This is a genomic window from Streptosporangium sp. OZ121, from assembly GCF_051918885.1.
Classification (GTDB): Bacteria; Actinomycetota; Actinomycetes; order Streptosporangiales; family Streptosporangiaceae; genus Streptosporangium.
This window is the reverse complement of sequence record NZ_JBPXMC010000024.1, coordinates 1-19,091: the sequence shown is the minus strand read 5'-3', so window position 1 is coordinate 19,091 and position 19,091 is coordinate 1. Positions and strand designations below refer to the sequence as shown.

14 protein-coding genes are annotated in these 19,091 nt (G+C 71.3%); 10 read left to right on the top strand and 4 right to left on the bottom strand.

Translation table 11 applies throughout. The features are described from left to right. Nucleotides 1-25 precede the first annotated feature (25 nt). The 3 genes from mmsB to chvE all read right to left on the bottom strand — a co-directional run bounded on the left by mmsB (nucleotide 26) and on the right by chvE (nucleotide 4,086). Nucleotides 26-1,312, bottom strand: a complete 1,287-nt coding sequence (mmsB, locus tag ACTOQ1_RS31900; RefSeq protein ID WP_440071677.1) for a multiple monosaccharide ABC transporter permease — start codon at nucleotides 1,310-1,312, stop codon at nucleotides 26-28. A gap of 8 nt (nucleotides 1,313-1,320) precedes the next feature. Next, nucleotides 1,321-2,850, bottom strand: a complete 1,530-nt coding sequence (gene mmsA, locus ACTOQ1_RS31895; RefSeq protein ID WP_440071676.1) for a multiple monosaccharide ABC transporter ATP-binding protein — start codon at nucleotides 2,848-2,850, stop codon at nucleotides 1,321-1,323. 99 nt (nucleotides 2,851-2,949) lie between these two features. Then, a complete protein-coding gene (gene chvE / locus ACTOQ1_RS31890; protein WP_440071675.1) occupies nucleotides 2,950-4,086 on the bottom strand; it encodes a multiple monosaccharide ABC transporter substrate-binding protein in 1,137 nt (378 codons plus the stop codon). Nucleotides 4,087-4,686: 600 nt separating this feature from the next. Between chvE and ACTOQ1_RS31885 the strand changes: the two genes are divergently transcribed. The 4 genes from ACTOQ1_RS31885 (at nucleotide 4,687) to araA (ending at nucleotide 9,824) form a co-directional block, all read left to right on the top strand. Further along, nucleotides 4,687-5,676, top strand: a complete 990-nt coding sequence (locus ACTOQ1_RS31885) for a LacI family DNA-binding transcriptional regulator (protein WP_440071777.1) — start codon at nucleotides 4,687-4,689, stop codon at nucleotides 5,674-5,676. Nucleotides 5,677-5,855: 179 nt separating this feature from the next. Further along, nucleotides 5,856-7,547, top strand: coding sequence for a ribulokinase (araB, locus tag ACTOQ1_RS31880; RefSeq protein ID WP_440071674.1), 1,692 nt, complete (start codon nucleotides 5,856-5,858; stop codon nucleotides 7,545-7,547). Between the two features lie 115 nt (nucleotides 7,548-7,662). Continuing rightward, the gene (locus ACTOQ1_RS31875) at nucleotides 7,663-8,331 is read left to right on the top strand and encodes an L-ribulose-5-phosphate 4-epimerase (protein WP_362676980.1); all 669 of its coding nucleotides are present in this window, start codon (nucleotides 7,663-7,665) and stop codon (nucleotides 8,329-8,331) included. Further along, on the top strand, nucleotides 8,328-9,824 hold the full coding sequence (araA, locus tag ACTOQ1_RS31870) for an L-arabinose isomerase (RefSeq protein ID WP_440071673.1): 1,497 nt from the start codon (nucleotides 8,328-8,330) through the stop codon (nucleotides 9,822-9,824). Before ACTOQ1_RS31875 ends, araA begins: the two co-directional genes overlap by 4 nt. A 263-nt stretch (nucleotides 9,825-10,087) precedes the next feature. On the opposite strand, the gene ACTOQ1_RS31865 is transcribed toward araA, so the two are convergent. Further along, the gene (locus ACTOQ1_RS31865; RefSeq protein WP_440071672.1) at nucleotides 10,088-10,273 is read right to left on the bottom strand and encodes a hypothetical protein; all 186 of its coding nucleotides are present in this window, start codon (nucleotides 10,271-10,273) and stop codon (nucleotides 10,088-10,090) included. Nucleotides 10,274-10,839: 566 nt separating this feature from the next. Between ACTOQ1_RS31865 and ACTOQ1_RS31860 the strand changes: the two genes are divergently transcribed. The 6 genes from ACTOQ1_RS31860 to ACTOQ1_RS31835 form a co-directional block, all read left to right on the top strand. Beyond that, nucleotides 10,840-12,519 (top strand): ABC transporter substrate-binding protein, encoded by a 1,680-nt coding sequence (locus ACTOQ1_RS31860; RefSeq protein WP_440071671.1) that lies wholly within the window; start codon nucleotides 10,840-10,842, stop codon nucleotides 12,517-12,519. Between the two features lie 3 nt (nucleotides 12,520-12,522). Further along, complete coding sequence (locus ACTOQ1_RS31855) at nucleotides 12,523-13,533, top strand: ABC transporter permease (RefSeq protein ID WP_440071670.1); 1,011 nt, start codon at nucleotides 12,523-12,525, stop codon at nucleotides 13,531-13,533. Beyond that, nucleotides 13,533-14,504, top strand: a complete 972-nt coding sequence (locus ACTOQ1_RS31850; protein WP_440071669.1) for an ABC transporter permease — start codon at nucleotides 13,533-13,535, stop codon at nucleotides 14,502-14,504. The genes ACTOQ1_RS31855 and ACTOQ1_RS31850 overlap by 1 nt, the downstream gene beginning before the upstream one ends. Nucleotides 14,505-14,510: 6 nt before the next feature. After that, nucleotides 14,511-16,616: a dipeptide ABC transporter ATP-binding protein gene (locus ACTOQ1_RS31845; protein ID WP_440071668.1), complete on the top strand. Its 2,106-nt coding sequence runs from the start codon at nucleotides 14,511-14,513 to the stop codon at nucleotides 16,614-16,616. Between the two features lie 8 nt (nucleotides 16,617-16,624). Beyond that, on the top strand, nucleotides 16,625-18,682 hold the full coding sequence (locus ACTOQ1_RS31840) for a hydantoinase/oxoprolinase family protein (RefSeq protein WP_440071667.1): 2,058 nt from the start codon (nucleotides 16,625-16,627) through the stop codon (nucleotides 18,680-18,682). After that, nucleotides 18,679-19,091, top strand: a 413-nt coding sequence (locus ACTOQ1_RS31835; RefSeq protein ID WP_440071666.1) for a hydantoinase B/oxoprolinase family protein, incomplete at its 3' end; no start/stop codon positions are given. The genes ACTOQ1_RS31840 and ACTOQ1_RS31835, both read left to right, overlap by 4 nt.

The window sequence follows — 19,091 nt, the reverse complement described above, 5'->3', positions numbered from 1 at the left end:
GATGGGACGAAGCGGACGAGACGGGTCAGCGGGCCGCGCCCGCGCGGCGCTTGGTCCACACGTCGAGGGCGACGGCGGCGAGCAGGACCAGGCCCTTGAAGAGCAGGACCTGCTCGCTGGGCGCGCCGATCAGGGACATGCCGTTGTTGATCACGGCCATGATGAGACCGCCGGTGAGCGCGCCGACCACCTTGCCCACGCCGCCCTGGACGGCGGCGCCGCCGATGAACGCGGCCGCGATGGCGTCCAGCTCGAAGCTGTTACCCGCCGTCGGCCCCGCCTGGTTCAGCCGCCCGGCGAAGATGATCCCGGCGACCGCGGCGAGCACGCCCATGTTGACGAAGAGCCAGAACGTGACGGACTTGACCTTGATGCCCGACAGGCTCGCCGCGTGCAGGTTGCCGCCGATGGCGTAGATGTGGCGGCCGAAGACGGCGCGGTTGGTCATGAGCGTGTAGCCCAGGACGAGGATCGCGAGGAGCACCAGCACCCAGGGCAGGTTCTTGAACCTGGCCAGCTGCACGATGATGACCATCACCACCGCGGAGGCGGCAGCGATCTTCAGGAAGAACAGCGGCAGCGCGTCGACCTTCTGCCGGTAGCCCAGCCGCGCCTGGCGGGCCCGCCACTGGGTGCCGGCGATCCCGGCCACCGCGGCCAGGCCGATGAGCAGCGTCAGCAGGTCGGCGCCGCCGAGCGGGCCGAGGCCGATGTTGCCGAAGAAGCCGGGCACGAAGCCGTTGGCGATGGTCCGTACCTCGTCGGGGAAGGGGCCGATGCCCTGGTTGCCGAGCACGGTCAGGGTGAGCGCCCTGAAGATCAGCATTCCGGCCAGCGTCACGATGAACGCCGGGATGCCGAAGTAGGCGATCCAGTAACCCTGCCAGGCCCCGATCAGCGCGCCGACGATCAGCGTGATGAGGAGGGCCAGCGGCCAGGCCACGTCCATGTCGACCATCAGCACGGCCGCGATCGCGCCCGTGACCGCGACCACCGAGCCCACCGACAGGTCGATGTGCCCGGCGATGATGATCAGGATCATGCCGATCGCCAAGATCAGGATGTAGGAGTTCTGCACCATGATGTTGGAGATGTTCTGCGGGCTGAGCAGCCTGCCGTCGGTCAGGACGGAGAACAGCACGATGACCAGCGCGAAGGCGATGTAGATGCCGCTCTGCCGCAGGTTGAAGGAGAAACGGCCTCCCGGTGCCTTCGCGGGCACCGCCAGAAGGTCGCCGCCGCCCGGTGGCGGCGCTCCGGTCTTTCCTGCGGGTCCGGCGACTTCACGCGCCGGGATCTGGCCGCTGCTCATCGTGCTCCCTACTCCTTTTCCTTGGTCATGAACTGCATGAGCCGCTCCGGGGTGGCCTCCGCCCGGGGGACCTCACCGGTGATGCGACCGGCCGACATGGCGTAGATGCGGTCGCAGACGCCGAGCAGCTCGGGAAGCTCCGAGGAGATGACCAAGATGGCCTTGCCCTGGTCGGCCAGCTGGTTGATGATCGAGTAGATCTCGTACTTGGCACCCACGTCGATGCCCCGGGTGGGCTCGTCGAGGATCAGCACGTCCGCGTCGGTGAAGATCCACTTCGACAGCACCACCTTCTGCTGGTTGCCGCCGCTGAGCTTCCCGGTGACCGACAGCACGCTGGGAGCCTTGATGTTCATGCTCTCGCGGAAGCCGTCGGCGACCTGGTACTCCTTGTTGTCGTCGACCCAGCCGCGCTTCGCCAGCTTCCCCAGCGCCGCGGCCGAGACGTTCCGCTTGATGTCCTCGATCAGGTTGAGCCCGTACCGCTTGCGGTCCTCGGTGGCGTACGCGAGCCCGTGGCCGATCGCCTCGCCGACCGTGCGGAGCTGGATCTCCCGCCCGTCCTTGTAGACGCGGCCGGAGATGCCGACCCCGTAGCTGCGGCCGAACACGCTCATCGCCAGCTCGGTGCGACCGGCGCCCATCAGGCCGGCCAGGCCGACGATCTCGCCGCGGCGCAGCGTCAGGTTGGCGCCGGAGACGACGACGCGGCCCTGCTGGCTCGGGCTGTGCACGGTCCAGTCCTCGATCCGCAGCGCCTCCTCGCCGATCTTCGACTCGTGCGGCGGGTAGCGGTTCTCGAGGTCGCGGCCGACCATGCCCGAGATGATGCGGTCCTCGGAGACCTGGTCGTTCCTCATGTCCAGGGTCTCGATCGTCCGGCCGTCGCGCAGGATCGTGGTCGAGTCGGCGATGGCCCGGATCTCGTTCAGCTTGTGGGAGATGATCACCGAGGTGATGCCCTCATCGCGCAGCCCGCGCAGCAGGTCGAGCAGGTGCGCGGAGTCCTCGTCGTTGAGCGACGCGGTCGGCTCGTCGAGGATGAGCAGCCTGACCTTCTTGGAGAGCGCCTTGGCGATCTCCACCAGCTGCTGCTTGCCCACCCCGATGTCCATCGAGGCCGTCACCGGGTTCTCCCGCAGCCCGACCCGCTCCAGCAGTTCGGCGGCCTCGGCGTTCGTCCGGTTCCAGTCGATCAGGCCGCGGCTGGTCCGCTCGTTGCCGAGGAAGATGTTCTCGGCGATCGACAGGTACGGGCTGAGCGCCAGCTCCTGGTGAATGATCACGATGCCGCGCTTCTCGCTGTCCCTGATGTCGGAGAAGCGGCACGGTTCGCCGTCGAAGAGGATCTCACCGTCGTACGAGCCGTGCGGGTACACGCCGGACAGGACCTTCATCAGCGTCGACTTGCCGGCGCCGTTCTCCCCGCAGATCGCGTGTATCTCGCCGCGCCGCACCACCAGGTTGACGTCCTGCAGGGCTTTGACGCCCGGGAACGTCTTGGTGATGCCACGCATCCGAAGTATGTCGTCGGTCATGCCGTCCGCCTCCGCACTGCCTTTCCGCTCCGTGGGCACCGGGCCGGCGGCGGGTGGGGCGCCGCCGGCCGGGTGCCTTTCGTCATGACACCGACACCGCTACTTGAGCTGGTCCTCGGTGTAGTAGCCGGAGTCGACGAGGACCTTCTTGTAGTTGTCCTTGTAGACGATCACGGGGTCGAGCAGGTTCGACGGGACGACCTTCTCGCCGTTGTCGTAGTCCTCGGTGTTGTTCACCTCGGGCTTGCCGCCCTTGAGCACGGCGTCGGCCATCTCGACGGTGACGGCGGCCAGTTCGCGGGTGTCCTTGTAGATCGTCGCGTACTGCTCGCCAGCGATGATCGACTTGACCGAGGCGGCCTCGGCGTCCTGGCCGGTGACGACCGGGTAGGGCTGGTCGGAGGTGCCGTAGCCGCTGCTCTTCAGCGCCGACAGGATGCCGATGGACAGGCCGTCGTACGGGGAGAGCACGCCCTGGACCTTGGTGTTGCCGGAGTAGGCCTTGGTGATCAGGTCCTCCATGCGCTTCTGCGCGGTGGCGGGGTCCCAGCGCAGGATCGCGACGGTCTTGAAGTCGGTCTCGCCGCTCTTGACGACCAGGGTCTTGTTGTCGATGTACGGCTTCAGGGTCTCCATCGCGCCGTTGTAGAAGAAGGTGGCGTTGTTGTCGTCCGGGGAGCCGGCGAAGATCTCGATGTTGAACGGGCCCTTGGCGTCGCCGTCGGAGCCGTCCTCCTTCTTCAGCCCCAGGCCGACCAGCAGCGAGGTCGCCTGCTGCACGCCCACCTTGTAGTTGTCGAAGGTGGCGTAGTAGTCGACGTTCGGCGAGTTGCGGATGAGCCGGTCGTAGGCGATGACCGGGATCTTCTTGTCGGCCGCCTGCTGGAGCTGCGTGGTGATGGCGGTGCCGTCGATCGAGGCGATGATCAGCAGCTTGGCGCCGCTGGTGATCTGGTTCTCGATCTGGTTGACCTGCGTGGGGATGTCGTTCTCCGCGTACTGCAGGTCGACCTTGTAGCCCAGCTTCTCCAGGGCGCTCTTGACGTTGTTGCCGTCGTGGATCCAGCGCTCGGAGGACTTGGTGGGCATGGTGACGCCGACGAGGGTGTCGGCGGGCGCCGCGGAGGCCGCTCCCGACGCGCCCTGATCGACGGTCTTGACGCTGGAGCCACAGGCCGTCACTCCCATGGCGAGAGCCAGGCCCACCGCGGCGGTGGCCAGCTTCGCGAACTTCATCGAATACCTCCAGTGTGGGAGCCTGTCCGGGCCCGGGGGCGGGCCGGGAGGGCGGTGGGACGCGGTGCGTCCCGGGAGTAGAGGGTGCCGTGGCGGCGCGTCCCGGCTTCCGGCGTGCCACCGCCGGGGCGCGTCCCGTCCGAGCCGCGCCCACGGCGACACCGGAGCGGGCCGGGAGGCGGCCCGCTCCGGTGTCCGTGAGCGTGTTGGTGAACGTGACCGTGAGCGTCTTCACGGACGTCGTCGTGAGCCTCGCTGTGAGCGTTCACACCAGCGGCGTCAGACCAAGTGGGGGTCCGTCCGGCTGTGTGACGAGCTATCAAATGCCCGAGTCGGCCGACTGTCAACCCCCGGGCGGTCAGGAGTTCTCGCACCATGGAGACCTTCTCGCAGGAGATGTGAACGCTAACAAGAGAGTACGCGCCAGTTAAGGGCGTGATGACGGCAACGTCAAGTGGGCGTTAACGGATGATCTCTGAGTAATAAGAACGTAATCTCGGGGGTGCTTGACGAGAGGCATTGTTAGCGCTCACAGTCTGTCCCAAGCCATCCTGAAGGAGCCGACCCTTGAGCCCGAGTCTCGAACGACGTCCGCCGGTGATGGCGGACGTCGCCACGAGGGCCGGCGTGTCACACCAGACGGTCTCGCGCGTGCTCAACGATCATCCCAATGTCCGCGCCGAGACCCGGGCCCGGGTGCTGGAGGCGATCAACGAGCTCGGCTACCGGCGCAACATGGTCGCCCGCGCCCTGGTCACGAGACACACGCGCACCCTCGGGGTGGTCAGCTTCGACACGACCCTGTACGGGCCCGCGAGCACGGTCTACGGGATCGAGCAGGCGGCCAGGGCGGCAGGATACTTCGTCAGCATGGTCAGCCTCAAGACCATCGACACCGCGGGCGTGCGCGACGCGCTCGGCTACCTGGCCGAGCAGTCCGTCGACGGCATAGTGGTGGTCGCGCCGCAGCGCTCGGCCGCCCCGGCGCTGGCCGACGTGCCCACCGACATCCCCGTCGTGGCCGTCGAGGGCAGCCACGCGGGCGACGTCTCGGTGGTCAGCGTCGACCAGGTCGAGGGCGCCCGCCTGGCCACCCGGCACCTGCTCGACCTCGGCCACGAGACCGTGTGGCACGTCGCCGGCCCGTCGGACTGGCTGGAGGCCGACGGGCGGATCGAGGGCTGGAGCGAGGTGCTGACCGCCGCGGGCCGTCCGGTCCCCGAGCTGCTGTCCGGAGACTGGAGCCCGCGCTCCGGCTACGAGGCCGGGCTGCGCCTGGCGGCGGCGCCGGGCGTCACCGCGGTGTTCGTCGCCAACGACCAGATGGCGCTCGGGGCGCTGCGGGCCTTCGCCGAGCTGGGCGTGCGAGTGCCCGAGCAGATCAGCCTCGTGGGGTTCGACGACATCCCCGAGTCCGAGTTCTTCACCCCGCCGCTCACCACGATCAGGCAGGACTTCGGAGCGGTCGGGAAGCACAGCATCGAGGTCCTGCTCAGGCAGATGGAGGCGGGAGCGGAATGGTCCCACGAGCGACACGTCGTCCCGCCGCGGTTCGTGGCGAGGGCCAGCACCGCACCGTTCCGCGCCTGAATCCGCGTACCGTGGTGGTGCCGCGCCCGAGGTCGCGGCCGGGTCCGGGTGCCTTTCCCGGCCCGGGTCCGCGCCGTCCCGGCGTGCCGCGCCGCGCCTGAACCCCGCGGATCCGGCGCGGTCGTCCGTGCCGGACTCCCCGTACCGAGGTCCCAACGTCCCGATGTCCTGGAGATGATGTGAACGCTAACAACGATCGTTACGTGGTCGGTGTCGACTTCGGTACGCTGTCGGGCCGCGCCGTGGTGGTCCGGGTCGGCGACGGTGCCGAGATGGGCGCCGCCGTGCACGAGTACGCCCACCGGGTGATCGAGGAACGGCTGCCGGGCACCGCCGTGCGCCTGGGCCCCGACTGGGCGCTGCAGTCGCCGGAGGACTGGCGGGAGGTGCTGCGCCAGGCGGTGCCCAAGGCGGTGGCGGCGGCCGGGATCTCCCCGTCGCAGGTCATCGGCCTGGGAACCGACTTCACCGCCTGCACCGTGCTGCCCGCCACCGCCGAGGGCACCCCGCTGTGCGAGGTCGACGGGCTCGCCGACCGCCCGCACGCGTGGCCGAAGCTGTGGAAGCACCACGCGGCGCAGCCGCACGCCGACCGGATCAACGCCGTCGCCGCCCGCAGGGGAGAGGCGTGGCTGCCCCGCTACGGCGGGAAGATCTCCTCGGAGTGGGCGTTCGCCAAGGGCCTCCAGGTGCTGGAGGAGGACCCGGAGGTCTACGGCCGCGCGGAACGCTGGATCGAGGCCGCCGACTGGATCGTCTGGCAGCTCACCGGCGTGGAGACGCGCAACGTGTGCACGGCCGGGTACAAGGCCATCCGCCAGGACGGCCGCTACCCCTCCGCGGAGTTCCTCGCCGAGCTCAACCCCGCCTTCACCGGCTTCACCGCCAAGCTCGGCGGGGAGCCGTCCCCCCTGGGCGGCCTCGCCGGACGGCTGGACGCCCGCGCCGCCGCGTGGACGAAGCTGCCCGAGGGCATCGCGATCTCGATCGGCAACGTCGACGCCCACGTCACGGCCGCCGCCGCCGACGCCGTGCGGCCCGGCCAGATGGTCGCCATCATGGGCACCTCCACCTGCCACGTCATGTCCTCCGACGCCCTGGCCGAGGTACCCGGCATGTGCGGCGTGGTGCGTGACGGCATCGTGCCCGGCCTGTGGGGCTACGAGGCGGGCCAGTCGGGTGTCGGCGACATCTTCGGCTGGTTCGTCGAGACCTCGGTGCCGGGCTCCTACGAGCGCGAGGCCGAGGAGCGCGGGATCACCGTGCACGACCTCCTCACCGAGCGCGCCGCCGCGCAGCGGGTCGGGCAGCACGGCCTGGTGGCGCTCGACTGGCACAACGGCAACCGCTCGGTGCTGGTCGACCACAACCTCTCCGCCGTGGTCGTCGGCCAGACGCTCGCGACGAAGCCCGAGGACACCTACCGGGCGCTGATCGAGGCCACCGCGTTCGGCGCCCGCACGATCGTGGAGACCTTCGAGAGCTCCGGGGTGCCGGTGACCGAGTTCGTCGCCGCGGGAGGCCTGATCAAGAACCACTTCCTGATGCAGGTCTACGCCGACGTGCTGCGCCGCCCGATCTCGGTGATCGGCTCCGAGCAGGGGTGCGCCCTGGGGTCGGCCATCCACGCCGCGGTCGCCGCCGGGGCCTACCCCGACATCACCTCGGCCTCGGCCGCGATGGGCGGACGCGGCGAGGCCGTCTACGTCCCCGACGCCGGGCGCGCGGACACCTATGACCGGCTGTACGCCGAGTACCGCCGCCTGCACGACCACTTCGCCGACGGGGAGATGCTGCACGGCCTGCGGGCCCTGCGCAACCAGGCCGGCGAGAACGAGAAGAGCACGTCGACGAACAAGGAGGACGCGTGACCGGGCGCGAGGAACATCTGAACGGGCGGGCGCTGCCCCCGCCCCCGCGCGTGGCCGGGCATCCGGCGCCGCGCGTGACCGGGCACCCGGGCTCGCACCGAAAGGGGGCGGCCGGATGAGCGCCGTCGTCAGGAAGCTGCGGGAGACGGTGTCCGCGCTCCACCAGGAACTGGTCCGCTACAACCTCGTCGCCTGGACGGCCGGGAACGTCTCCGGCCGGGTCCCCGGCGAGGACCTCTTCGTCATCAAGCCGTCCGGAGTGATGTACGAGAACCTCACCCCGGAGTCGATCGTGGTGTGCGACCTGGACGGCGAGCTGGTCGAGGGCGAGCTGGCGCCGTCCAGCGACACCGCCGCGCACGCGTACGTCTACCGGACGATGCCGCGGGTGGGCGGGGTGGTGCACACCCACTCCACGTACGCCTCCGCCTGGGCGGCGCGGGGCGAGGCCATCCCGTGCGTGCTGACGGCGATGGCCGACGAGTTCGGCGGCGAGATCCCGGTGGGGCCGTTCGCGCTGATCGGCGGGGACGACATCGGCAAGGGAATCGTCGCCACCCTGGAGGGCCACCGCTCCCCGGCGGTCCTGATGCGCAACCACGGCGTCTTCACCATCGGCGCGGACGCCCGCGCCGCCGTCAAGGCGGCGGTGATGTGCGAGGACGTCGCCCGCACCGTGCACGTGGCCCGCCAGCTGGGCGAGCCGCTGCCCATCGCGCAGCCCGACATCGACAGTTTGTACGACCGCTACCAGAACGTCTACGGGCAAAGGAGTCCGCGGTGACCCTCCACGAGCGAGAGATCTGGTTCCTCACCGGAAGCCAGGGCCTGTACGGCGAGGACACGCTGGCCCAGGTGGCGGAGCAGTCCCGGAAGATCGCAGAGCGGCTCGACGAGGCGCTGGCGTTCCGGGTGGTGTGGAAGCCCGTGCTCACCGACGCCGCGTCGATCCGCCGGGTCTGCCTGGAGGCCAACGCCTCGGACGCCTGCGTCGGGGTGATCGCCTGGATGCACACCTTCTCCCCGGCCAAGATGTGGATCGCCGGGCTGGACGCGCTGCGCACGCCGCTGCTGCACCTGCACACCCAGGCCAACGTGGCGCTGCCGTGGAGCTCCATCGACATGGACTTCATGAACCTCAACCAGGCCGCGCACGGCGACCGCGAGTTCGGTTACATCCAGTCCCGGCTGGGCGTGGCCCGCAAGACCGTCGCCGGGCACGTGAGCGACCCGGCGGTGGCGGCGCGCATCGGGGCCTGGGCGCGGGCCGCTGCCGGGCGCGCCGAGCTGGGCTCGCTGCGGCTGGCCCGCTTCGGCGACAACATGCGCGACGTGGCGGTCACCGAGGGCGACAAGGTGGAGGCGCAGCTGCGCTTCGGCGTCTCGGTCAACACCTACGGCGTCAACGACCTGGTCGCCGCCGTCGACGCCGCGGCCGACGCCGACGTGGACGGTCTGATCTCCGAGTACGAGGACACCTACAAGGTCGCCCCCGAACTGCGCGCCGGAGGCGAGCGCCACGACTCGCTGCGCTACGCCGCCCGCATCGAGCTGGGGCTGCGCCACTTCCTCACCGAGGGGGGCTTCGGCGCGTTCACCACCAACTTCGAGGACCTCGGCGGGCTGCGGCAGCTGCCGGGGCTCGCGGTGCAGCGGTTGATGGCCGACGGCTACGGCTTCGGCGGCGAGGGCGACTGGAAGACCTCGGTGATGGTGCGCACCCTGAAGGTGATGTCGCAGGGGCTGGAGGGCGGCACCTCCTTCATGGAGGACTACACCTACCACCTGACCCCCGGCCAGGAGGTCATCCTGGGCGCGCACATGCTGGAGGTCTGCCCGACGATCGCCGCCGGGGTGCCCTCGTGCGAGATCCACCCGCTGAGCATCGGCGGGCGCGAGGACCCCGTCCGGCTGGTCTTCGACGCGGAGCCGGGCCCCGCCGTGGTGATCGGCCTGTCCGACATGGGGGACCGGTTCAGGCTGGTGGCCAACGAGATCGACGTGGTCGCCCCCGCCGAGCCGCTGCCCAGCCTGCCCGTCGCCCGCGCGGTGTGGAGGCCCCGCCCGAACCTGAGCACCTCCGCCGAGGCGTGGCTGACCGCCGGGGGCCCGCACCACACCGTCCTGTCGTCGGCGCTGACCACCGAGGAGCTCACCGATCTCTCCGAGATGCTCGGTGTCGAGCTCCTGGTCATCGACGCGGACACCACCGCCCGCCAGTTCGCCAAGGAGATCCGCTGGAACCAGGCCTACTACCACCTGGCGCGCGGCCTCTGATCCGCCTCTGATCCGCCTCTGATCGACCGGACCCCGCCCGTCCACCCCCCTTCCCGCCGGCTTCCGGTGCCCTGCCGCTCGGAGGGCGCCGGGGGACGTGCCGTCGCGGGCGGCCCGCCGTGCGCGGCCCGCCGTACGTGACGTGCCGCACGCGGCTCGTCGCGGGGGCGGGAAGGGCGGGGTCTGCGTACGCGCCGGAGCGCCCTCTCCGGCCCCTCGGGGGTCGTCACGTTGACGTGCATGCGGGAAGGGCGGGGAGGACGTCAAGGGCGGATCCGGTGGCCGTCGTCCAGCAGGCGGGAGAGCACGCCGAGGGTGGCCGCGCCCGCCGCGACGCCGCTGAGCAGGGAGAGCGGCCAGGGGGACCCGGCCACCAGGGCGAGCGCGCAGGCCAGCGTCGCGATCACCGCCGCGGCGGCCACGACGAGCAGTACAGGTACGGAGAACATCGGCTCACTCCCGCAGGGGGCGCCGCCGGGGTTCCGGCGGCACTGTGGTCGAGGACCGGCTCCGGTGGAACCCGTACTCGCCCCGATACGTCCTGCCCATCCTGAGCGCGGTAATCACGAACCGGGCAAATCCTTACTCGTCTTGATACGTTCCGGCCCATCCCGGACGCGGTGATCATGAACCGGGCGGACCCGCACCCGTCCCGACGGCCCCGGCGCGTCCCACCCGTCCCGGGTGTGGTGATCACGAACCGGACGTGCCGCGACCGGCGGCGGGGCCGGGCGGTGCGGGGCGCCGGTGGGCCCGGCCCTGCCGAGAGGGTAGGAAGCGCCGGTCACGTCTGGGCGTCGTTCGTGTGAAATTCAGTGAACATGACCACTCGAGTCGACCTCCCATTTCCCCATTCACCTGGTTGAACACGGGTTTTGTGTGTGAACAAGCATCGGTCTCTTGTTCACCAAACTCAGGTCTGATAGAACAAACGGCACATGTAGGTCGGGTGGGCCGTCAGTGCCGCGATCCGCCCACCTCGCGGCCTATCCCTCATGGCCCCTGGAGGACTGCGATGCCCGGTTTGCCTCACTCCCACGGCCCGGTGTCCCCCGAGCTGTCCCGTCGCTCGATCCTGCACCTCGGGGGTGGGGTCGCCCTCCTCTTCGCGACCGGGTGCGCCGCGGGCACCAAGGCGGGCGGCTCGGACACCCCGGCGGCGAGCGCGGCCCCCGGCGGGAGCGGCGCCCCGGCCGCCTCGGCGCTGCGGATCGCGGTGGGCAGCTACCTGAGCAGCTGGGACCAGGACTTCGTCGGATTCGACCTGACCGCGCTGATGCTCTACAAGAACGTCTTCCCCTACATGGTCGACTACGGGGTCACCTCGGTCGGCGACGGCCGGATCCTCGACACCGAGGCCGTCGCCCCCACCTTCGCCGAGTCCTTCGAGCCCGACGCCGACAACAAGGTCTGGACCCTCAAGCTGCGCAAGGGCGTGAAGTTCGCCAGCGGCAACGAGATGACCGCCAGGGACGTCAAGTGGTCCAAGGACCGCGCCTTCGCCGCGAAGGCCAACGTCGCCGGGATCTACCGGCTGATCGGGCTCACCGAGGCCGACCAGGTCCAGGTGGTCGACGACCACACCGTGACGTTCACCCAGGCGTTTCCCAGCGCCCTCACCCGGCAGATCCAGGCCATCTCGCTGTACGTCTTCGACTCCGAGGAGGCCAAGAAGCACGCCACCGACGACGACCCCTGGGCCAAGGAGTGGTTCGCCAAGAACCCCCCGAGCGGCGGCTACTTCAACGTCGGCAAGGCGGTCCAGGGCCAGGAGATCCTGCTCACCGCCAATACCGGCTATCCCGGCCCCGACGGCGCCAAGAGCCCCGAGATCAGGCTCACCGTGGTGCCCGCCGCCGCCAACCAGCGCCTGCAGTTGCAGAACGGCGACATCGACATCGCCTTCGGGATCGGCCGGCGCGACATCAAGGACCTCAAGAACACCCCGGGCATCAAGGTCATCTCCGCGCCGAGCAACAGCCAGGTCGCCATCCAGATGTCGGTGACCACCGCGCCCTTCGACGACCCCGCGGTCCGCAAGGCGCTCGCCCACGCCGTCCCGTACGAGCAGGTCATCGCCAATGTCTACGGCGGCGACGCGCGGCCCGCCAGGAGTGTGGTCCCGCTGGACATGCCCGGCTACTCCGAGACCGGCTACCCCTACACCTACGACGTCGCCAAGGCCAAGGAGATGCTGGCCGGGGCGGGCAGGACCTCGGTCACCTCCGAGCTGGTCTTCCAGACCGACAGCGAGGAGCAGCAGCAGATCGCCGTCCTGGTGCAGAGCGAGGCCAGGAAGGCGGGCATCGAGCTGAAGCTCACCCCGCTCGACCCCGCCACGCTCGCCGAGCGCAGGGAGAAGAAGAACATCCCGCTGCAGATCACCGTGGGCCAGCTCTGGGTCAACGACGTGGAGTACATGCTCGGGACCAGCTTCACCAAGGGCGCCAGCCTCAACTACTCCAACTACGTCAACGACGAGATCGAGAAGATCTTCGAGGACTCCCACACCGTCGTCGACGAGGCCGAGCGCGCCAAGCTCTGGCTGCGCGTGCAGGAGATCCTGGCCGGGGACGTGCCGTGGGTCGTCGTCTGCCAGCCCAACTTCGATCTCCCCGTCAGGGAGGCGGTGGCGGGCTGGGTCCAGCCGATGGACGGTCTGGCCCGGCTGCGCTACCTGAGCGTCGCCGGGTAGTCCGTGCGCATCCTCCGGTTCCTCCTCAGACGGCTGCTCCAGCTCGTCCCGGTGCTCCTCGGGGTGGTCGTCCTGACCTTCCTCCTCGTCAGGGTCCTGCCGGGCGACCCGATCCGCACCATCCTCGGCCCCAACGCCACGGAGGCCGACGCCGCCGCCGCGCGGGCCAGGTTCGGGCTGGACCAGCCGTTGTGGCGGCAGTTCCTCGACTACGCCGGGGGGCTGTTCACCGGTGACTTCGGCACCTCCATCCAGAGCGGTGCCCCGGTGGGCTCGGAGATGGCCGTGCGCGTCGGGCCGACCGTGGAGCTCGTGGTGATCGCGCTGGCCGTGGCGCTGGTGCTGGCGACGGTGCTCGGCATCTGGTCGGCGCGCAACGCGGGCCGGTTCGGCGACCACACCGTCCGCGTCGCGGCGCTCGTCGGCAACTCGGTGCCGGAGTTCTGGCTCGGCCTGGTGCTGGTCCTCGTCGGCTACAGCGTCCTGGGCTGGTTCCCCGCGCCCAGCGGCCGGGTCGACCCCGACACCGACCTCAGCCTCATCACCGGCGCCGACCTGCTCGACGCGGCGCTGACGGCCAACGGCCCCGCGTTCGTCTCGGCGCTGGAACACCTCGTGCTGCCGGTGGCCACGCTGGTGATCGTCATCGTCGCGCCGCTGCTGCGCAGCGTCCGGGCCTCCGCGCTGGAGGTGCTGGCCTCCGAGGCGTACGCGGCCGCCGCCGCGCACGGCCTCGGGGACCGGCTGCTGCTGCGCGGCTACCTGGTACGGGCCGCGCTGGTGCGCCTCCCCGCGCTGGCGGCCCTGGTGTTCGGCTTCTCCATCGGCTCGACGGTCCTCGTGGAGTACGTCTTCTCCTGGCAGGGCTTCGGGCAGTGGGCGCTGCGCGGCCTGCTCTACCGGGACTACCCGGTGGTGCAGGCGTCGGTGCTCGTGATCGCGCTGTTCTACGTGGTGGTGTTCCTCGTCGCCGACGTCGTCCACGCGGTCCTCGACCCGAGAGTGAGGATCTGATGCCGGACGCCGAACACGCCCCCGAGGCCGGACGCGCCCCCGACGCCGGACGCGTTCCGGAGGCCGGACGCGTTCCGGAGGCCGGAGCCGGACGCGTACGGAAGCCCGGCGACGCGCGCACCCCGAGGACCGGGCGCGTCCGGGAGGCGGGCGGGGACCGGCGCTTCGCGTCGTCCCTGATCACGGCCGGTTCCGCGATCCTGGCCCTGGTCGCCGTGGCGGTCGCGTTCGCGCCGCTGCTGACCGCGTGGGGTCCCGAGGAGATCGACCCCCTCGCCTCCCTCGCCCCGCCGGGCGGCGCCCACCTCCTGGGTACCGACCTCAACGGCATGGACGTGTGGAGCCGGGTCCTGCACGCCGCCAGGCTCGACGTCGGCATCGCGGTCGCCGCGGTCGCCCTGGCCGTGGTCGCGGGCAGTCTCGTCGGCCTGGTCGCCGGATACCGGGGCGGCCGGCCCGACGACGTGCTGATGCGGGTGCTCGACGTCTTCCAGGCGTTCCCCACCTTCATCCTGGCCCTGGCGGTGGCCGCGCTGCTCGGCGGCGGGACCGCCAACCTGATCGCGGTGATCGCGCTGGTGAACGCGCCCGCGTACGCCAGGCTGGTGCGGGCCGAGGTGCGCTCCGTCAGGGAACTGCCCTTCGTGGAGGCGTCCCGCACCTCCGGGGCCTCCTTCTGGGGGGTGCTCTGGCGGCACGTACTGCCCAACAGCCTCACGCCGGTGCGCGTCATCGCCCCACTGAACTGCGGCTGGGCGATGCTCACGCTGGCAGGGCTGTCCTTCCTCGGCCTCGGCGTGCCGGTGCCCACCGCCGAATGGGGAGCCATGATCAGCCTCGGCACCGGGGACGTCGTCGCCGGCCGGTGGTGGACCTCGGTACCTCCCGGCCTCTTCCTGCTGATCTGCGTCCTGGGCTTCAGCCTCCTCGGTGAGGGCCTGCAGGAACGCGCCGACTCCACGAGGAGGTGACGGACGATGCCCCTCCTGTCGATCGAGGACCTCTCCGTCGTGATCCACCGCCCCGGACGCCGGGTCGCCGCGCTGAGCGGGGTGAACCTGAGCGTCGAGCCCGGCGAGGTGGTCGGCCTGGTCGGCGAGAGCGGCGGCGGCAAGAGCATGGTGGCCCGCTCGATCGTGGGCCTGCTGCCCGGCGGCTCCCGTACGGCCGGACGGGTCCTGTTCGACGGCGCTGACGTGCTGACGATGGGCGCCGCCGAGCTGGAGTCCTTCCGGGGGCGCGGCGCCGCGATCTGCTTCCAGAACCCGCGCGGCGCGCTCAGCCCCACCAGGACCGTCGGCCGCCAGCTCGTCGACCGGCTCGTCACCCACCGGGACCTGGCACCCGCCCCCGCCAGGGAGGTCGCCGCCGAGCTGTTCGAGTCGGTCGGCATCCGCGGCCCGAGACGTCGCCTGGACGCCTACCCGCACGAGCTCTCCGGAGGCATGGCGCAGCGCGTCATGATCTCGCTCGCCACCGGGTGCGCCCCCGGCCTGCTGATCGCCGACGAGCCCACCACCGGGCTGGACGTGACCCTCACCAGGGAGATCCTCAACCGCTTCCGGCTCGCCGCGAACGCCGAGCGGCGCGGCGTCCTGCTGATCTCCCACGACCTCGCCTCCATCGCGGAGGTCTGCGACCGCGTCGTGGTGCTCTACGCGGGGACGGTGGTGGAGAGCGGCCCCGGGCCGCAGGTGCTCGACGAGCCCGCCCACCCCTACACGCGGGCGCTGCTGCGCTCGGTGCCCGACATCGACGGGCGCCCGGTGACCGCCACCCCCGGCGCGATGCCGCTGCCGGTGGAGGCGCCGTCCTCCTGCCCGTTCGCGCCGCGCTGCGCGCACGCGACGGAGCTGTGCACGACGGAGCTCCCGCGCGCCGAGGCACTGGCCTCCGACTGGAGCGCCGCCTGCTTCCACCCCCGCTCCGGGCCCCTCACCGAACCCGACGGCACGCCCCCGCCCGTCGACGCGCCTCCCCGGCCGTCTCTCGCGGAGACAGCGCCGGTTTTCCCGGAGACCGCGCCCGTGGACGCGGAGCCGCCCGGCCGTACGGGGGCACCGCCCGTGCGCACGGTCGCCTCGCCCCGCGCGCGGGCGGGCTCCGGGGCGGGGACGGGTGCGGAGGTGCTGCGCGTCGAGGACGCGCACGTCCTCTACCGTGCCCGCTTCGGCGGCGGGGGCCACCACGCCCTGCGCGGGGTCAGCCTCCACGTCGCCGCGGGCGAGACCCTGGGCATCGTCGGGGAGAGCGGCTGCGGCAAGAGCACGCTGGCCAGGCTGATGCTCGGCCTGGTGCCGCCCTCCCGGGGGCGGGTCGAGGTCGCCGGGAGGGTGCTGTCCGAGCTGCGCGGCCGGGAGCTGCGCCGCCTGCGCACCCGCGTCCAGCTGGTCTTCCAGGACCCCGTCGGATCGCTCAGCCCCCGGCGGACCGTGGCGGACGCGATCGGCGAGCCGCTGCGCGCCGCAGGGGTGCCCGCCTCCGAGCGGGCGTCACGCGTCGCCCGCGTCCTGGAGCGCATGGAACTGGACCCGTCGATCCTCGGGCGGCGCCCGCACGAGCTGTCCGGCGGGCAGGCGCAGCGCGCCGGCATCGCCCGCGCGCTCGTCGGCGACCCCGACCTGATCGTCTTCGACGAGCCGACCTCGGCGCTCGACGTCACCGTGCAGGCGCAGATCCTGAAGGTGATCGCCGAGGTGAGCGGCGACCGCTCGCGCGGCACGGTCTTCATCTCCCACGACCTGGCCACCGTCCGGGGGTTCTGCGACCGCGTCGCGGTTCTCTACCTGGGGCGGATCGTCGAGGAGGGGCCGGTGGAGGAGGTCTTCGGCAACCCGCTGCACCCCTACACCCGTGCACTCCTGGCCGGCGCCCCCAGTCTCGGCGCCGGGTACGGCGGCCCGCGGGTCGAGCTGACCAGGGACCTGGAGGAGGCGGACGCCGCCGCGGGCTGCGCCCTCGCGCCGCGCTGCCCCTTCGCGACCGGCGAGTGCCGGGAGCAGGAGCAGGAACTCCGCCCGTACGACGCGAGCCTGGTCGCCTGCCGGCGCGCCGCCGAGATACCCGCGCTGATCGAAAGGTGACACCCGCGATGCCCGACCCCAAGCACCTCCGGCTGGCCGTCGACATCGGCGGCACCTTCGTCGACGCGATGGAGCTGGACACGCGCACCCACGAGGTGCGCTTCAGGAAGGCCTCGACCACCCCGGCCCGCCCCTGGGAGGGCGTGCTCGACGCGGTCGCCGCGCTCGGCACCGACCTGTCGCGGGTGGAACTGTTCATCCACGGCACCACCCTCGGTCTCAACGCCGTCCTGGAGCGGCGCGGCGAGCCCACCGGGATTCTCACCAACGACGGCTTCCGCGACATCTTCCTGATCGGCAGGGGCAACGTGCCCGCCGACCACATGTACGACTTCCAGTACGAGCGGCCGGAGAGCCTCATCCAGCGCCGCCACACCGCCGGGGTGCGGGGACGCCTCGACCACCGGGGCCGGGTGGTCGAGGAGCTCGACGCCGCCGGGGTGAGGGAGGCCGCCCGGGTCCTCGTCGAGGAGCGGGGCGTGGTGTCGATCGCCGTCTGCTTCCTGCACTCCTTCCTCGACCCCTCCCACGAGCGGGAGGCCGCCCGGATCATCCGCGAGGCGTACCCGGACGTGACGGTCTCGGTCTCCACCGACATCGTCAGGGAGTACCGCGAGTACGAGCGGACCAGCACGACCGTCCTCGACGCCTACATCCGGCCGATCTTCGAGAGGTACGTGGACCGGCTGGAGCGCGGGCTGGCCGAGCGCGGGTTCGGCGGACGATTCCTGATCATGCGGTCCGGCGGCGGTTCCATGACGTCGGCCGTGGCCAAGACCTCCCCGACGCACACCGTGCTGTCGGGCCCGGCGGGCGGCATCGTGGGCGCGGCGCACATCGCCGCCGCCCTCGGTCGCCGGGACCTTCTGACCTTCGACATCGGCGGTACCTCCCTGGACGCGTGCGTGATCGAGCACGGGTCCCCGGTGGCCGCCTACGAGGCGCAGCTGGAGCACTTCCCGCTGCTGATCCCCACCTACGACATCCGCACGATCGGCGCCGGAGGGGGCTCGATCGCGTGGCTGGAGCGGGGATTGCTGAAGGTGGGGCCGCAGAGCGCGGGTGCCGACCCCGGCCCGGTGTGTTACGGCCGGGGCGGCACCCGCCCCACTGTCACGGACGCGGCGGTCGTCCTCGGCTACGTGGACCCGGACCGCTTCCTGGCCGGGGCGATGGAGCTGCGGGCCGACGCCGCCCGCGCGGCGCTCGACGAGCAGGTGGCCGGGCCGCTCGGGCTCGGCCCGGAGGCCGCGGCGGCGGGCGTCTTCGACGTGCTGCTGGCCAGGACCGTCGGCGCGGTCCGGCAGATCACGGTCGAGCGGGGACACGACCCCCGCGGCTTCTCGCTGCTCGCGTTCGGCGGGGCCGGGCCGCTGCTCGCCCCGCTGCTCGCGGCGGAGATGGGCATCGGCGAGGTCATCGTGCCGTTCGCCCCGTCGGGCTTCTCCGCCTGGGGCATGCTCAGCGCCGACATCGTCGACGACTTCTCCCGTACGGTGATGGCCACCCTGGACGACGCCGACCTCGACGGGCTGGAGGCGGTGTTCAAGGGCGTCGAGGCCGAGGCGGTCGCCTCCCTGGAGGCGCAGCGGGTCCCGGCCGGGCGCATGGTCCTAGAGCGCCAGTTCGAGCTGCGCTACCTGGGACAGGAGCACTCGCTCATCGTCACCGCGGGCCGCGACCTCGACCGGGACGCGATCAGGCGGGCGTTCGAGGAGACCCACACGGCGCGGTACGGGCACGCCATGGACAACCGGGTGCAGATCCTCAACCTGAGGGTGCGCGGCGTCGGCCGTACAGACAGGCCCGAGCTGGTGGTGCGCCCGCCGGGCGACGGCGACGCGAGCCGGGCGCTGCTCGCCCGCAGGGACGCCTACGACTTCGGCACCCGTGCCACGGCCTCGTTCGCCGTCTACGACCGCGCGCTGCTGGAGCCGGGCGACGCGTTCGACGGGCCCGCCCTGATCGACGAGGGCACCTCGACCACCGTGGTCCCCTCGGGGCAGCGGGTCGAGGTCGAGGAACACGGCTACCTGCTGGTACGGCTTGTGGAGGCGGCGTCATGACGGAGCGGCTGAATGGCGGGCGGCAGGACGACGGGAACCCGGACGGCCCGCGCACGGACGGGGCCCGGCAGGAAGGCGCCCGGCAGGACGACGCTCGGCCGGACGACGCTCGGCCGGACGACGCTCGGTTGGACGGCGCGACCGCCGAGGTGGTGCGCAGCTACCTGCTCGCGGCGGCGGAGGAGATGCGGGCCACGCTGATCCGCACGTCGTTCAACCCGGTCATCTACGAGGTCCACGACTTCGGGATGTCGATGTACGACGCGGACCTGCGGCTGATCGCCGAGGCCACCGGGCTCACCTTCTTCCTCGGCGCCAACGACTTCTCCCTGCGCAAGGGTGTGGAGTATGTGGGGCGGGAGAATCTGTGTCCGGGTGATGTGGTGTTGTTGAATTATCCGTACTGGAA

Coding starts and splice junctions, on each gene's coding strand:
- mmsB (WP_440071677.1), bottom strand. CDS start 1,312: ATGAGCAGCGGCCAGATCCCGGCGCGTGAAGTCGCCGGACCCGCAGGA.
- mmsA (WP_440071676.1), bottom strand. CDS start 2,850: ATGACCGACGACATACTTCGGATGCGTGGCATCACCAAGACGTTCCCG.
- chvE (WP_440071675.1), bottom strand. CDS start 4,086: ATGAAGTTCGCGAAGCTGGCCACCGCCGCGGTGGGCCTGGCTCTCGCC.
- ACTOQ1_RS31885 (WP_440071777.1), top strand. CDS start 4,687: ATGGCGGACGTCGCCACGAGGGCCGGCGTGTCACACCAGACGGTCTCG.
- ACTOQ1_RS31875 (WP_362676980.1), top strand. CDS start 7,663: ATGAGCGCCGTCGTCAGGAAGCTGCGGGAGACGGTGTCCGCGCTCCAC.
- ACTOQ1_RS31865 (WP_440071672.1), bottom strand. CDS start 10,273: ATGTTCTCCGTACCTGTACTGCTCGTCGTGGCCGCCGCGGCGGTGATC.
- ACTOQ1_RS31860 (WP_440071671.1), top strand. CDS start 10,840: ATGCCCGGTTTGCCTCACTCCCACGGCCCGGTGTCCCCCGAGCTGTCC.
- ACTOQ1_RS31850 (WP_440071669.1), top strand. CDS start 13,533: ATGCCGGACGCCGAACACGCCCCCGAGGCCGGACGCGCCCCCGACGCC.
- ACTOQ1_RS31845 (WP_440071668.1), top strand. CDS start 14,511: ATGCCCCTCCTGTCGATCGAGGACCTCTCCGTCGTGATCCACCGCCCC.
- ACTOQ1_RS31840 (WP_440071667.1), top strand. CDS start 16,625: ATGCCCGACCCCAAGCACCTCCGGCTGGCCGTCGACATCGGCGGCACC.